This window comes from Pseudomonas pohangensis (genome assembly GCF_900105995.1).
Taxonomy (GTDB): Bacteria; Pseudomonadota; Gammaproteobacteria; order Pseudomonadales; family Pseudomonadaceae; genus Aquipseudomonas; species Aquipseudomonas pohangensis.
In genome coordinates this window covers 2691420-2706290 of record NZ_LT629785.1, presented here as the reverse complement: position 1 = coordinate 2706290, position 14871 = coordinate 2691420, and the positions used below count along the sequence as shown (strand labels likewise).

At 57.4% G+C, this 14871-nt stretch carries 8 protein-coding genes, 2 tRNA genes and 3 rRNA genes; 10 read left to right on the top strand and 3 right to left on the bottom strand.

Annotated elements, in window-relative coordinates:
* Positions 1-422 precede the first annotated feature (422 nt).
* The 7 genes from BLT89_RS12720 to BLT89_RS12690 all read left to right on the top strand — a co-directional run bounded on the left by BLT89_RS12720 (position 423) and on the right by BLT89_RS12690 (position 7038).
* Positions 423-1959 (top strand): 16S ribosomal RNA (locus BLT89_RS12720).
* 95 nt (positions 1960-2054) lie between these two features.
* Positions 2055-2131 (top strand) — tRNA-Ile (locus tag BLT89_RS12715).
* 30 nt (positions 2132-2161) lie between these two features.
* A tRNA-Ala gene (locus BLT89_RS12710) sits at positions 2162-2237 on the top strand.
* A 250-nt stretch (positions 2238-2487) separates the two neighbouring features.
* Positions 2488-5380, top strand: a 23S ribosomal RNA gene (locus BLT89_RS12705).
* A gap of 145 nt (positions 5381-5525) precedes the next feature.
* Positions 5526-5641, top strand: a 5S ribosomal RNA gene (gene rrf / locus BLT89_RS12700).
* The 16S, 23S and 5S rRNA genes sit together here with 2 tRNA genes alongside, the layout of an rRNA operon.
* A gap of 118 nt (positions 5642-5759) precedes the next feature.
* On the top strand, positions 5760-6425 hold the full coding sequence (locus BLT89_RS12695; protein WP_090195981.1) for a paraquat-inducible protein A: 666 nt from the start codon (positions 5760-5762) through the stop codon (positions 6423-6425).
* Positions 6412-7038, top strand: a complete 627-nt coding sequence (locus BLT89_RS12690; protein ID WP_090195978.1) for a paraquat-inducible protein A — start codon at positions 6412-6414, stop codon at positions 7036-7038. Before BLT89_RS12695 ends, BLT89_RS12690 begins: the two co-directional genes overlap by 14 nt.
* 53 nt (positions 7039-7091) lie before the next feature.
* Here the strand turns inward: BLT89_RS12690 and mksF are convergent, their stop codons facing one another.
* From mksF to mksB, 3 genes are all read right to left on the bottom strand, one after another.
* A complete protein-coding gene (gene mksF / locus BLT89_RS12685; RefSeq protein ID WP_090195976.1) occupies positions 7092-9911 on the bottom strand; it encodes an Mks condensin complex protein MksF in 2820 nt (939 codons plus the stop codon).
* Positions 9908-10555, bottom strand: a complete 648-nt coding sequence (gene mksE / locus BLT89_RS12680; RefSeq protein WP_090199001.1) for an Mks condensin complex protein MksE — start codon at positions 10553-10555, stop codon at positions 9908-9910. The genes mksF and mksE overlap by 4 nt, the downstream gene beginning before the upstream one ends.
* Positions 10556-10631: 76 nt before the next feature.
* Positions 10632-11867, bottom strand: coding sequence for an Mks condensin complex protein MksB (gene mksB / locus BLT89_RS12675; protein WP_090198999.1), 1236 nt, complete (start codon positions 11865-11867; stop codon positions 10632-10634).
* Positions 11868-12070: 203 nt separating this feature from the next.
* Between mksB and BLT89_RS12670 the strand changes: the two genes are divergently transcribed.
* The 3 genes from BLT89_RS12670 to rimI are packed head-to-tail and all read left to right on the top strand — an operon-like array spanning position 12071 to position 14851.
* Complete coding sequence (locus BLT89_RS12670; protein ID WP_090195970.1) at positions 12071-13621, top strand: 2-isopropylmalate synthase; 1551 nt, start codon at positions 12071-12073, stop codon at positions 13619-13621.
* On the top strand, positions 13618-14406 hold the full coding sequence (locus tag BLT89_RS12665; protein WP_090195967.1) for an energy transducer TonB: 789 nt from the start codon (positions 13618-13620) through the stop codon (positions 14404-14406). Before BLT89_RS12670 ends, BLT89_RS12665 begins: the two co-directional genes overlap by 4 nt.
* Positions 14399-14851 carry a ribosomal protein S18-alanine N-acetyltransferase gene (gene rimI / locus BLT89_RS12660; RefSeq protein ID WP_090195964.1) on the top strand — a complete coding sequence of 151 codons (453 nt, stop codon included), beginning with the start codon at positions 14399-14401 and terminating at the stop codon, positions 14849-14851. Before BLT89_RS12665 ends, rimI begins: the two co-directional genes overlap by 8 nt.
* Positions 14852-14871 lie beyond the last annotated feature (20 nt).

The window sequence follows — 14871 nt, the reverse complement described above, 5'->3', positions numbered from 1 at the left end:
ATCCCCTCTGAAGCAAGCGGGTCCGGAATAAGTTTCCAGCTGAAGTGGGGGCTGCTGTAAATAGTTCTGATAAACACTGATTTTCGGTGTTGACAGTCTCTTCCACTCCTGTAGAATTCGCCTCCCGCTACCGGCCCTTGGCAAGTAGTCGGGAGTTGCAAGCGGTTGAGATGAAACGAAAATTTCTTCGAAATGTGCTTGACGGATGTAGAGGCTGCTGTAGAATGCGCGGCCTTGGTTGAGGCGAAGGTCTCCTCCAAACGCTCTTTAACAATTTGAATCAAGCAATTCGTGTGGGTGCTTGTGGGGTAAGACTGATCGTCGAATGATTGTCAGCAACACAAGTATCACTGCGAGAAATCATAGTTTTATTTGCGATTGCTGAGCCAAGTTTAGGGTTTTCTCAAAACCCGATCAGTATTGAACTGAAGAGTTTGATCATGGCTCAGATTGAACGCTGGCGGCAGGCCTAACACATGCAAGTCGAGCGGTAGAAGGGAGCTTGCTTCCTTTGAGAGCGGCGGACGGGTGAGTAAAGCCTAGGAATCTGCCTGGTAGTGGGGGATAACGTTCGGAAACGGACGCTAATACCGCATACGTCCTACGGGAGAAAGTGGGGGATCTTCGGACCTCACGCTATCAGATGAGCCTAGGTCGGATTAGCTAGTTGGTGAGGTAATGGCTCACCAAGGCGACGATCCGTAACTGGTCTGAGAGGATGATCAGTCACACTGGAACTGAGACACGGTCCAGACTCCTACGGGAGGCAGCAGTGGGGAATATTGGACAATGGGCGCAAGCCTGATCCAGCCATGCCGCGTGTGTGAAGAAGGTCTTCGGATTGTAAAGCACTTTAAGTTGGGAGGAAGGGTAGTAGCTTAATACGTTGCTACTTTGACGTTACCGACAGAATAAGCACCGGCTAACTCTGTGCCAGCAGCCGCGGTAATACAGAGGGTGCAAGCGTTAATCGGAATTACTGGGCGTAAAGCGCGCGTAGGTGGTTATGTAAGTTGAATGTGAAATCCCCGGGCTCAACCTGGGAACTGCATCCAAAACTGCATGGCTAGAGTACGGTAGAGGGTGGTGGAATTTCCTGTGTAGCGGTGAAATGCGTAGATATAGGAAGGAACACCAGTGGCGAAGGCGACCACCTGGACTGATACTGACACTGAGGTGCGAAAGCGTGGGGAGCAAACAGGATTAGATACCCTGGTAGTCCACGCCGTAAACGATGTCAACTAGCCGTTGGGTTCCTTGAGAACTTAGTGGCGCAGCTAACGCATTAAGTTGACCGCCTGGGGAGTACGGCCGCAAGGTTAAAACTCAAATGAATTGACGGGGGCCCGCACAAGCGGTGGAGCATGTGGTTTAATTCGAAGCAACGCGAAGAACCTTACCAGGCCTTGACATGCAGAGAACTTTCCAGAGATGGATTGGTGCCTTCGGGAACTCTGACACAGGTGCTGCATGGCTGTCGTCAGCTCGTGTCGTGAGATGTTGGGTTAAGTCCCGTAACGAGCGCAACCCTTGCCCTTAGTTACCAGCACGTAATGGTGGGCACTCTAAGGGGACTGCCGGTGACAAACCGGAGGAAGGTGGGGATGACGTCAAGTCATCATGGCCCTTACGGCCTGGGCTACACACGTGCTACAATGGTCGGTACAGAGGGTTGCCAAGCCGCGAGGTGGAGCTAATCCCACAAAACCGATCGTAGTCCGGATCGGAGTCTGCAACTCGACTCCGTGAAGTCGGAATCGCTAGTAATCGTGAATCAGAATGTCACGGTGAATACGTTCCCGGGCCTTGTACACACCGCCCGTCACACCATGGGAGTGGGTTGCTCCAGAAGTAGCTAGTCTAACCGCAAGGGGGACGGTTACCACGGAGTGATTCATGACTGGGGTGAAGTCGTAACAAGGTAGCCGTAGGGGAACCTGCGGCTGGATCACCTCCTTAATCGAAGACATCGGCTTCTTCATAAGTACCCACACGAATTGCTTGATTCACTTGCGAAAAGCGATTGGGTAATACAGCCCGAGAGTAAGACGATTGGGTCTGTAGCTCAGTTGGTTAGAGCGCACCCCTGATAAGGGTGAGGTCGGCAGTTCGAATCTGCCCAGACCCACCAATTGTCATGGGATGTGGCCGGTCATTAGATGGGGCCATAGCTCAGCTGGGAGAGCGCCTGCCTTGCACGCAGGAGGTCAGCGGTTCGATCCCGCTTGGCTCCACCATTTACTCTGCAATCGCTGAAAGCTCAGAACTGAGCATCTACCTGGAAGGGTTGGGGTGTTGAGTTCTGGTCTTTGCGCCAGACTGTTCTTTAAAAATTTGGGTATGTGATAGAAGTAAAAAGACCAAGCAATCTCTTTCACTGGTGATTGTTTGCGTCAAGGTAAAATTTGCGTGTTCTCTAATATTGCAAATTTTCGGCGAATGTCGTCTTCACGTTTGAGACAGTAACCAGATTGCTTGGGGTTATATGGTCAAGTGAAGAAGCGCATACGGTGGATGCCTTGGCAGTCAGAGGCGATGAAAGACGTGGTAGCCTGCGAAAAGCTTCGGGGAGTCGGCAAACAGACTTTGATCCGGAGGTGTCTGAATGGGGGAACCCAGCCATCACAAGATGGTTATCTTGTACTGAATACATAGGTACAAGAGGCGAACCAGGGGAACTGAAACATCTAAGTACCCTGAGGAAAAGAAATCAACCGAGATTCCCTTAGTAGTGGCGAGCGAACGGGGACTAGCCCTTAAGCTTCTTTGATTTTAGCGGAACGCTCTGGAAAGTGCGGCCATAGTGGGTGATAGCCCTGTACGCGAAAAAGTCTTAGAAGTGAAATCGAGTAGGACGGAGCACGAGAAACTTTGTCTGAATATGGGGGGACCATCCTCCAAGGCTAAATACTACTGACTGACCGATAGTGAACTAGTACCGTGAGGGAAAGGCGAAAAGAACCCCGGAGAGGGGAGTGAAATAGATCCTGAAACCGTATGCGTACAAGCAGTGGGAGCAGACTTTGTTCTGTGACTGCGTACCTTTTGTATAATGGGTCAGCGACTTATATTCAGTGGCGAGCTTAACCGAATAGGGGAGGCGTAGCGAAAGCGAGTCTTAATAGGGCGCTTTAGTCGCTGGGTATAGACCCGAAACCGGGCGATCTATCCATGGGCAGGTTGAAGGTTGGGTAACACTAACTGGAGGACCGAACCGACTACCGTTGAAAAGTTAGCGGATGACCTGTGGATCGGAGTGAAAGGCTAATCAAGCCCGGAGATAGCTGGTTCTCCTCGAAAGCTATTTAGGTAGCGCCTCATGTATCACTGCTGGGGGTAGAGCACTGTTTCGGCTAGGGGGTCATCCCGACTTACCAAACCGATGCAAACTCCGAATACCAGCAAGTGCCGAGCATGGGAGACACACGGCGGGTGCTAACGTCCGTCGTGAAAAGGGAAACAACCCAGACCGTCAGCTAAGGTCCCAAAGTTATGGTTAAGTGGGAAACGATGTGGGAAGGCTTAGACAGCTAGGAGGTTGGCTTAGAAGCAGCCACCCTTTAAAGAAAGCGTAATAGCTCACTAGTCGAGTCGGCCTGCGCGGAAGATGTAACGGGGCTCAAACCATACACCGAAGCTACGGGTATCACGTAAGTGATGCGGTAGAGGAGCGTTCTGTAAGCCTGTGAAGGTCAGTTGAGAAGCTGGCTGGAGGTATCAGAAGTGCGAATGCTGACATGAGTAACGACAATGGGTGTGAAAAACACCCACGCCGAAAGACCAAGGTTTCCTGCGCAACGTTAATCGACGCAGGGTTAGTCGGTCCCTAAGGTGAGGCTGAAAAGCGTAATCGATGGGAAACAGGTTAATATTCCTGTACTTCTAGTTACTGCGATGGAGGGACGGAGAAGGCTAGGCCAGCACGGCGTTGGTTGTCCGTGTTTAAGGTAGTAGGCTGGGATCTTAGGTAAATCCGGGATTTCAAGGCCGAGAACTGATGACGAGTCGTCTTTTAGATGATGAAGTGGTTGATGCCATGCTTCCAAGAAAAGCTTCTAAGCTTCAGGTAACTAGGAACCGTACCCCAAACCGACACAGGTGGTTGGGTAGAGAATACCAAGGCGCTTGAGAGAACTCGGGTGAAGGAACTAGGCAAAATGGCACCGTAACTTCGGGAGAAGGTGCGCCGGTGAGGGTGAAGTATTTACTACGTAAGCCCCCGCTGGTCGAAGATACCAGGCCGCTGCGACTGTTTATTAAAAACACAGCACTCTGCAAACACGAAAGTGGACGTATAGGGTGTGACGCCTGCCCGGTGCCGGAAGGTTAATTGATGGGGTTAGCGCAAGCGAAGCTCTTGATCGAAGCCCCGGTAAACGGCGGCCGTAACTATAACGGTCCTAAGGTAGCGAAATTCCTTGTCGGGTAAGTTCCGACCTGCACGAATGGCGTAACGATGGCGGCGCTGTCTCCACCCGAGACTCAGTGAAATTGAAATCGCTGTGAAGATGCAGTGTATCCGCGGCTAGACGGAAAGACCCCGTGAACCTTTACTGTAGCTTTGCACTGGACTTTGAATTTGTTTGTGTAGGATAGGTGGGAGGCTTTGAAGCGTGGACGCCAGTTCGCGTGGAGCCAACCTTGAAATACCACCCTGGCAACTTTGAGGTTCTAACTCTGGTCCGTTATCCGGATCGAGGACAGTGTATGGTGGGCAGTTTGACTGGGGCGGTCTCCTCCTAAAGAGTAACGGAGGAGTACGAAGGTGCGCTCAGACCGGTCGGAAATCGGTCGTAGAGTATAAAGGCAAAAGCGCGCTTGACTGCGAGACAGACACGTCGAGCAGGTACGAAAGTAGGTCTTAGTGATCCGGTGGTTCTGTATGGAAGGGCCATCGCTCAACGGATAAAAGGTACTCCGGGGATAACAGGCTGATACCGCCCAAGAGTTCATATCGACGGCGGTGTTTGGCACCTCGATGTCGGCTCATCACATCCTGGGGCTGAAGCCGGTCCCAAGGGTATGGCTGTTCGCCATTTAAAGTGGTACGCGAGCTGGGTTTAGAACGTCGTGAGACAGTTCGGTCCCTATCTGCCGTGGACGTTTGAGATTTGAGAGGGGCTGCTCCTAGTACGAGAGGACCGGAGTGGACGAACCTCTGGTGTTCCGGTTGTCACGCCAGTGGCATTGCCGGGTAGCTATGTTCGGGAAAGATAACCGCTGAAAGCATCTAAGCGGGAAACTTGCCTCAAGATGAGATCTCACTGGAACCTTGAGTTCCCTAAAGGGCCGTCGAAGACTACGACGTTGATAGGTTGGGTGTGTAAGCGCTGTGAGGCGTTGAGCTAACCAATACTAATTGCCCGTGAGGCTTGACCATATAACACCCAAACAATTTGCTGTTTGCGTGTCAGACGGTTGAAGTCGACACAAAGCCGAAAATTTGCAAGTAACACGCAATACCGGCTTCTATCACATACCCGATTCGGGGAAGCGACCTAAACAGCGACTCCCCAGCAAAATTGCTTGACGACCATAGAGCGTTGGAACCACCTGATCCCATCCCGAACTCAGAAGTGAAACGACGCATCGCCGATGGTAGTGTGGGGTCTCCCCATGTGAGAGTAGGTCATCGTCAAGCACCTATACCAAACCCCCGATCAGGTAACTGGTCGGGGGTTTATTTTTGCCTGTTGGGTTTATAATCGGGCCCGTTGCGCCACCTAACGACAGCAGACAAACACCACGCAGGGGATAGCATGACAGACGCCGCCGGTAGCAATCAGCTAGCCGATTTGCCGCTGGAGCAGTTGGTTGGCTGTCATGAGTGTGACCTGCTGATGCGCAAGCCAGAGTTGGCTATGGGCGAGCGTGCCAGTTGTCCGCGTTGTGGTTATGAGCTGTTTCGTCACAATAACCAGGTGGTCAAGCGCAGCCTTGCACTGGTGGTTGCAGCTTTGCTGCTATATGTACCGGCATGCTTTTTTCCCATTATGCAGATCAATGTTCTCGGCCAGTCCTCACTGGATACCGTGTGGAGTGGTGTGCTCAGCTTGTATGAAGCTGGCGGGGTATTGCAGACCATCGCTGTGGTGGTGTTTCTTTCCAGCATGGTCATACCGCTGTTCAAACTGTTGATCCAGTTTCTGGTGTTGTTGAGCATTCGTCTGGATATTGGCCGCTCCTACGGTTTGTATCTGTACCGGATTTACCATCACATGCGGGAGTGGGGCATGCTGGAGGTGTATCTGATGGGAATCCTGGTGTCGATGGTCAAGTTGATTGATATTGCCAAGCCCAGTCTCGGTGTTGGCCTGTTCTGTTTTGTTGCCTTGCTGCTGGTTCAGGTCTGGCTCGAAGTGACGATGGAACCCCATCAGATATGGGAAGAGCTGGCAGGAGGGGATGCGCATGCGAACCATTGATGCCGGCATTTATATCTGCGGGGAGTGCCATCAGCTGAATCGACAGATTGAAAGCGATGAGCAGGGGCACGATCAGTTGTGCGAGCGTTGCGGCGGGCAATTACATGCCCGCAAGCCGGACAGTCTCAGACGGACTTGGGCCTTGCTGCTGACCTCCGCGCTCATGTATATCCCGGCCAATGTACTGCCGATAATGACCGTCTATTCACTGGGCAAGGGCCAGCCGGACACCATCATGTCCGGGGTTATCGAGCTTATAAACTACGGCATGATGCCGATTGCTATCGTGGTTTTCGTGGCCAGTATTCTGGTTCCGACCTTCAAGCTGGTCGGGCTTGGTCTGCTGCTTTATTCGATACAGCGCAAGCAACCGCTGTCAGCGCGTCAACGCACTTTGATGTATCGCTTTATCGAATGGATTGGCCGCTGGTCGATGCTGGATATATTCGTTATCACCATCCTGGTGGCGCTGGTGAAGTTCGGCAACCTGGCTACCATCGAAGCCGGTTTTGGTGCGGTAGCGTTTTGCAGTGTGGTGGTGCTGACCATGCTCGCCGCCGTGGCATTCGACCCGCGGCTGATCTGGGATAATGCCGAGGCGGATGTTACCTAGCAGCCAGCACTGAAACAGGACGCCTATGCGCCCTGTTTCACTCGGTCATGGCTTCAAGCAGGTTCGGCAAGTTTCTGGCCAGCTGTTTCGCGGCGCTGGATGTACTTCCAGTCTGCTTCGTCGATATAGATTCCGCCAGGGCCGTTGCCGGCTTCCAGATCAATCGCCACATGGGCCGAAACCTGCGGTTTGACCGAAGCCAGAATGGGCACAAAACCCAGCTGCAGGCTGGTTTCGATCAGCGCTTGCTGATTGCGCTCATCAATGTCGGCCGCTTCATCGAGGTAGTAGGGCAGGCGTACGCGGCCGGCCTGTTCGCGGTCCATCAGGTGCAGCAAGAGGTACATGTTGGTCAGCGCCTTGATGGTCATGGTCGTGCCGTTGGAGGCAGCACCATCGATGTCGGTGTGGGTTACGGGTGTACCGCCGACCTTGGTGATTTCAAAGGCCAGCTCGAACAGATCCTTCAATCCCAGCTGGTTATTGTTGGCCGCCACCAGACGGCCGAGAAACTCCTTGGCTTCTTCGTTGCGTGCATCCTGTTCGCTGCCGCCCTGTTGCAGGTCGAATACCGAGAGGGTTTCACCCTGTTCATACTGGCCGGCGCTGTGGATTATCTGGTCGATATGCCGCAGCGCTTCACGATTGGGTGCCAGGGTGATGCGGAAACTTTCCAGGTTTGAGACCTGACGACGGTTGATCTCGCGATTGAACAGTCCCAGCTGGTGTTCCAGGTTGTCGTAATCACTGCGGATATTGCGCAGGGTCCGTGCAATGTCGGTGACTGCGGCGCGGCGTGCCTTGGTCAGGGTCAGGGCTTCGTCCTGACGATGGGCGTAGGCGTTGATCAGCAGGTGCAGGCGGTGTTCCAGATCGTCTTCGCTGTCGAACTTGGCCACCCCTTTAAGGCGGACCTGGGCATACAGCGCCTCTATTTGCCCGTCGATGCGCTGCAATGCCTGCCAGTTGTCCTGGTAGTCATTCAGCAGTGGCAGCAGGTTCTCCAGCGAATCATCGAAGGCCTCCATGCACGGCGTGCCGAAGGGCAGATCACTGGGCAACAGCTGGCGGCGGCGCAGGGCGTCATCCAGAGTGCGCTGTTTGGCTTCCAGATCGGCCAGCTGCCGGCTGACCAGTTGTACGCGGGCGGAAATCTGCTGTACCCGCTCGGCAAAAGCGTCACTGGCGCGCTGCAGCTGGTCTTGCGCGGCTTCCAGTTGTTCCAGTTGCTCCAGTTTGCGGGCTTCTTCGCGGCTCAAGGTTTGGCAGCGGCGGAAGTCCTCGAGAGCCTTTTGCGCGTCCAGCACGGCCTGATACAGCTGCTCGCTCTGTGCCTTGCTGGCCGTGCGGTCGGCGGCCACGGCCTGTTGCACCTTCAGTTGCTTGAGCTCGCGCTCCAGACGATCGCGCTGGTCGCGCAGGGCGGCGCGGTCGGCTAGCGCCTGCAGCGCCGGTGGCTCTATATGGCTGAGGTCGATGCTCAGCCCGGACAATTCGAAGTGCTCGCCCTTGAAACCGTGCAGGATGTGTTCAACGGCTTTTACCCAGGCGCCGCTGTCATCCAGCTGCAGGCCTTTCTCACCCAGCGGCAGGCTGAACAGCTGGCCATTGAACAGGCGCATCAGGCGATCGACATCCGCTTGCGAGAACTCTTCTCGCAAGCGCGCATAGCTATTGTTGTCGGCGTGGTCGAGCTGCTGCCTGACTGACTTGAGGCGTTTCTCCAGCTCGCGCAGACGTTCGTCAAGGTCTTCGCTGGAGAACTGCCGGGCCTGTGCCAGAGCACCGGCCAGTTCGTCATGGGCGTCCTTGGCGACCAGCAATTGCTGCTCGAGAATCTGCACGTCGTTGACCAGGGCGAAGCGGTTCTTCAGCGCCGCCAGTTCTGCGAGCCAGCGCTGCAGTTCGCTCAGCTCCCGCTCCAGACGCATCAGCTCATGGGTGCCGACACGCTGCTCCTGTTGCAGGCCGTCCTGCTCGGCTCGGTAGTGCTCGTGCTGCGCCAGCAGTTCGTCACGGCGTGCACCGGCGTAGTCCTGCCAGCTGCCCAGCAGGTTATCCAGCAGCGGTGACAGACGATGCAGTTTACCGCGCAGCAGGTCGCGCTGGCTGACGCCGGCGGCCAGCGCCTCGATCAGCGGACCGGCGCCGACCAGCGCCTGATAATCCTGCTCCATGCGTCGTACATCGCGGAAGGCCTCCTCGGTGGCAGCGATGTAATCGACGCTGCCCGAGCGCAGGCTGTGCTCGAAGGCATCAAGGAACAACTGTTTCAGTTTGGCCGCGGTGATTTCGCGCATGTGCAGCAGGTTGATGAACAGTGCACGGAAAGTCTTCAGGCTCTGTTCACTGGTGGAGCGCAGCGGGATCAGGGTCAGGTCCAGCGGGATACTGGTGTGCCCGCCGACCAGCAGCCTGCGCAGCTCTTCCGGTTTCAGCTCCCAGGCATGGATACCGGCCTGATCGAGGTTGGCGAACAGTTCGCGCTGGCGTACACAGCTGCCATTGTGCTGGTAATGGGCCAGGTCCAGTTCGCCCTGATAGGCAAAGAACTGATGGCCGAAGCCGCCGCCGGGCCCGCGTCCGACAACACCGATCACGTGGGAACCGTGGGGCAGGGTGACTTCGACGAGGATGTAGCTGGTGTCGCTGGCAAAATAGAAACGGCGTGACTGTTCCAGGCTGTATTTGCCGAAGCTCATGTCGGACATGCGCGCGAGGATCGGGAATTGCAGGGCGTTGATCGAGGCACTCTTGCCCAGATTGTTGGCGCCGTACACCGACAAGGGGTGCTCCAGCGGAAAAAGGCCGAGGCTGTATCCGGCAGTGTTGAGCAGGGCAAAGCGGCGGATGCCGTAACGGGTCTGGCTCATATTCTGGCCTCCAGTGCCTGTTCTTCGGCAATGGCGCGGGCCAGTGCCAGTTCGTCGTCATCCTCGTCCATCAATTGTGGCGCCGGTAGCGGTTCGGCACTGTGCAGGCTGGCGGCCAGATCACGATCCTGTTGTACGCTGAGGCAGACATCCAGAAAGCGGTGCATCGGCGCGAGGAAACGCAGGCTGCCGTTGTCCTCGGCGGCGAAGCCGAGCTGGGTCAGGCGCCGCAGGATTTTGTCTTCCAGTTCGTCGAGGTTGCTGACTTCCGCCTGCAGTAGCAGTTCACGGTATTTCTCTAGCAGTGGCGGTAGTTCATCACGGCCGAGGCTGCCACCATCGAGCACTGCCAGCGGATCGCGGCCCTGGTCGGCGAGGTGTTCGATGAGGATGAAGGTGAACAGCGCCAGGCGTTGGGCGGTCTTGTTTACCTGGGCGCCCATCTGTTCGGGGACGAAGTAGTAGTAGCCGCGACTATCGCACACCAGTTCATAGCCGAGCGCCTTGAACAGCGCACGGTACTGGTCCTGCAGGTTGTTCAGCTGGCTGTACAGTTCGGCATCGCGGCGGCTGAGGTGATAACCCTTGAACAGCTCGCGAAAGATGGCTGACAGCTGGCTGAGTTCTTTCAAGTCGATATTCATGCGTGTACTCGGTTGCAGGCTGCGTACTGCCTTCTGCCATGCACGGCAGAAGGCAGTACGGCGAAGAGGTCGGGCTTCATGGCTGGCCCGCCAGGGCATAGGAGCTCAGGCTGAGTTGATGCTCGCGGGTCAGGTAGTCACGGCGCTGCAGTCGTTCACGCCGGAAGCGGCTGTCGCGACTCAGGCGGGAGAACCAGTAGAGCAGCTCATCAGTAGCCCCATCGGGTTCCTGTTGCAGCAGCCAGAGCATCAGGTCCGGCAGCGGCAGGGCCTGTTCGCAGCGTTCGAGCATTTCCCGGGCGCTGCGCGGTGCGCGGCCGGGTTCGTTGCTGCGTTTGCCGCTGGCCTTGGGGAAGCGGCTGGGTTTGGCTTCGAAGCGCGCCAGGGCGTAGACATAGGCCTCGACCTGACTGGCACTGCCGAGAAAGTTGCTTTGCGGCCGGCTGAACAGTGGCAATGCGGCCTGCGGCACCGCATCCAGGCCCTTGCGGCGGATCGCGGCCAGGGCCATGGCGGCACCGCGGGTCACGGCGTTATGCCGGCGCGCTTCCTCGCGCAGCGGCAGCAGTAGTTCGCGGGCGCGGCGCAGGGTCAACTGGGCAGTACCCTGCATCTCCAGAATGCGCGCATGGGTGCGCAGCAGTAAGTCATCATCCACCAGTTGGCCGAGGCGCTGCTGCTCGCCGAGCAGCTGTAGCAGCACCTGCTCTACGCGGTGTACGCCCTGCTCGAAGGCGCCATCGGCGGCTACCAGCTGGATCATCGGTTCGACGTATTCATCCCAGGTCGCCAGCACCTCTGCATAACGTTGGCGCAGAGGAATTTGCCGCTCGCTGGTCTTGGCCCGCTCGGCCACCGCGACCAGCGCCTGCTCGTCATTGGCGAGTTTCTTCAGGACATCGCGCACGCGCATATCCAGCAGGCGCAACTGGCGTGCCAGATCGTGGGCGTCACGCACCTCGAAGGCATCCAGGATATGCCCGGCCAGGCGTTCCAGATGCCGCAGGTAGGCCTCGATTTCCAGGCACAGGCCCAGACGGTGCTCGCGGCGCAGGTAGGCGAGAAAGTCGTGGATCTGCGCATTCAGCTCGAAACGGTTGGGGCTTTTCGCCACCGGCACCAGAATGTCCAGACGGATCCACTGGTCGAGCAGGGCAGTGACGTCGGTCGGGCTGCCATCCCCCAGTTGCAGGGCCAGCTGCTTGCGTAACTCGATAAGGCTCAGGGTGCCCTGGTCAAAATGCTCGCAAAGCGGTTCGAGCAAGCTCCAGTGTTCGGCGAGGGCACGCAATACGCGCTTGGGTTCGATCATCGAAAGGTCTTGTGGCAGGCGCAAAGAAAGCCGGTAATTGTACCGGAATGGGCCGCAAATGACCGGCCAGTAGACGAAATGGCCTGTTGGACTTTCAGCCGGAAGCGATTCACGCCACAATTCATCATCAGACAGGCGCCGTTGGGCGTTTGCCGACATTTCAGGCTCGCCGCTCCCGGCGGCGGGCAGCAAGGAGTCCGTACATGAGCAGCAACGATCGCGTCATTATCTTCGATACCACCCTGCGTGACGGTGAGCAAAGCCCCGGCGCGTCCATGACCAAGGAAGAGAAGCTGCGCATTGCCAAGGCGCTGGAGCGCATGCGTGTCGATGTGATCGAGGCCGGCTTTGCCATCGCCAGTCCCGGAGATTTCGACGCGGTCAAGGCGATTGCCGACAGTATCAAGGACAGTACCGTGTGCAGCCTGTCGCGGGCGGTAGATGCCGATATTGAACGCGCCGCCGAAGCGCTGCGCGGGGCCAACTCCGGGCGTATTCACACTTTTATCGCCACCAGCCCGATCCACATGCAGTACAAGCTGCGCATGCAGCCCGATGACGTGATCACCCAGGCGGTGCACGCGGTCAAGCACGCGCGCAACCTGTGCGCCGATGTTGAATTCTCCTGCGAGGACGCCGGACGCTCGGAAATCGATTTTCTCTGCCGCATTATCGAAGCGGCGATTGATGCCGGTGCGCGCACCATCAATATCCCCGATACCGTCGGCTATGCCATTCCCCACCAGTACGCCGAGACCATACGCCTGCTGCTGGAGCGCATCCCCAACGCACACAAAGCGGTGTTCTCGGTGCACTGCCATAACGACCTTGGGCTGGCTGTGGCCAATTCACTGGCGGCGGTGGTGACCGGTGCGCGGCAGGTGGAATGCACCATCAACGGTCTCGGCGAGCGTGCCGGCAACGCCGCGCTGGAGGAGATCGTCATGGCGATCAAGACCCGTCAGGACCTGCTCGGCGTACACACCAATATCGATACCACGCACATTCTCAGCGCCTCGCGGCTGGTTTCGGGAATTACCGGCTTTCCGGTACAGCCGAACAAGGCGATTGTCGGTGCCAACGCGTTTGCCCACGAGTCCGGCATTCACCAGGACGGCGTGCTCAAACATCGCGAAACCTACGAAATCATGTCCGCCGAGTCGGTCGGCTGGAATGCCAACAAGATGGTCATGGGCAAGCACTCCGGGCGGGCGGCATTCCGTGCGCGTCTGGAAGAATTGGGTATCCAGCTGGCCAGTGATGCCGAATTGAACGCGGCATTTACCCGCTTCAAGGAACTGGCCGACAAGAAACATGAAATTTTTGACGAAGATCTGCAGGCGCTGGTTACCGACACCCTGGCCGAGGAAGCGCCGGAGCACTACAAGCTGGTCTGCCTGGAAGTCGCGAGCAAGACCGGCGAAGTGCCGGAAGCGCGCATCGTGCTCAACGTGGCAGGTCACGAGCACAGCGCCAGAGCGCAGGGTTCCGGTCCGGTGGACGCCAGTTTCAAGGCCATCGAATCGATTGCCGGTTCGGCTGCGAGCCTGCAGCTGTATTCGGTGAATGCTATCACTGAAGGTACTGATTCCCAGGGCGAGGTAACTGTACGGCTGGAGAAGGGCGGGCGCATCGTCAATGGCAACGGTGCCGACACCGATATTCTGGTGGCTTCGGCCAAGGCCTATATCAATGCCCTGAACCTGATGCAGGCGGGCGGCAACAAGGCGCACCCGCAGGTAGCCAGCGTTTGACCAGCGAGCTACGCCGACGCGCCTACCTGAGTGCCATGCAGGTTGATAGCTGGCTGCCGGCACAGGTGTTGCCGTTTGCCGCCGCTTCACGCCCGGCCATTGTGCAGGTGGTCGGGCAAGCCGCGCTGACGGTTGCGAGTCCCCGTGCCGAAGCAGCGGCAACTGTGGCTGCTGTCCCGCCGGCCAGTGCAATACAGCAGGTGCGTGCCGGTCTGGAACCTGCCGGCCAGGCGGAGAAAGCAGCAGCGCAAGTGCCGGTTGAAGCGCCTGCGGCAGTGGCCACGCGGGTGCCACCAGTTGCTGTGCCGCGTTTCAGCCTGCAGTTGTATCGCGCCGGTGCCTGTCTGCTGTTGATCGAGTTGCCGACCGGCGAGGCCTTCCAGAGTCGCGATCCGGCGTATCTTTTGCTCAAGGATTTGCTGCGCGCTGCCGGTTTGCCCGACAGCCCGCAATTGTTGGGTGAGCCGGTGCGCTGGCCCTTGCTGGCCGGTGGCAATCTGGATCAGGGCCCGGCGGCCGCGCGGGAGTTCCTGCAAGGCTTTCTTGCGGCGCAGATTGAAGGCGGGCAGGGTTGTGCCTGTCTGTGGCTGGTAGGCTTGCCGGCGCTGCGGCATGCCGGCGAGGTGGAAGCCGACATGTACAACCGTGAGTTGCAGGTCGAGGGCGTCGGTCCGGCCTGGGCTGTTCCGGGGCTTGAGTTGCTCATGGAGGAGCCGCACCGCAAGGCGCCGCTCTGGCAGGCGATGCGCCGGCTGATGCAGCGCTGGAAGCCTGTCGATGTCTGATGCGCTTTCCTTCCGGAAGATGACGGCGGAGGATATCGAGCAGGTTCTGAAAGTCGAATATGCCGCCTACAGTCATCCCTGGACCCGCGGGATTTTTCTCGACGGGCTGCAGTCCTACGATTGCTGGCTGATGTTCGAAGGCAGTCAGCAGGTCGGCCATGGCGTGATCCAGCTGATCCTTGATGAAGCCCATCTGCTCAATATCACCGTCAAGCCGGAGAGCCAGGGCCGCGGTCTCGGCTTGCGGCTGCTGGAACACCTGATGCGGCGAGCCGGCGAACTGGGAGCCGGCGAGTGCTTTCTTGAAGTGCGCGCCAGTAACAGTTCAGCCTACAGGCTCTACGAGCGCTATGGTTTCAATGAAATCGGCCGGCGCCGCGATTATTACCCGGCAGTCGGTGGCCGCGAAGATGCGCTGGTAATGGCCTGCACCCTGCTCGACTGAGACACGGCTTTGTGCCGGCT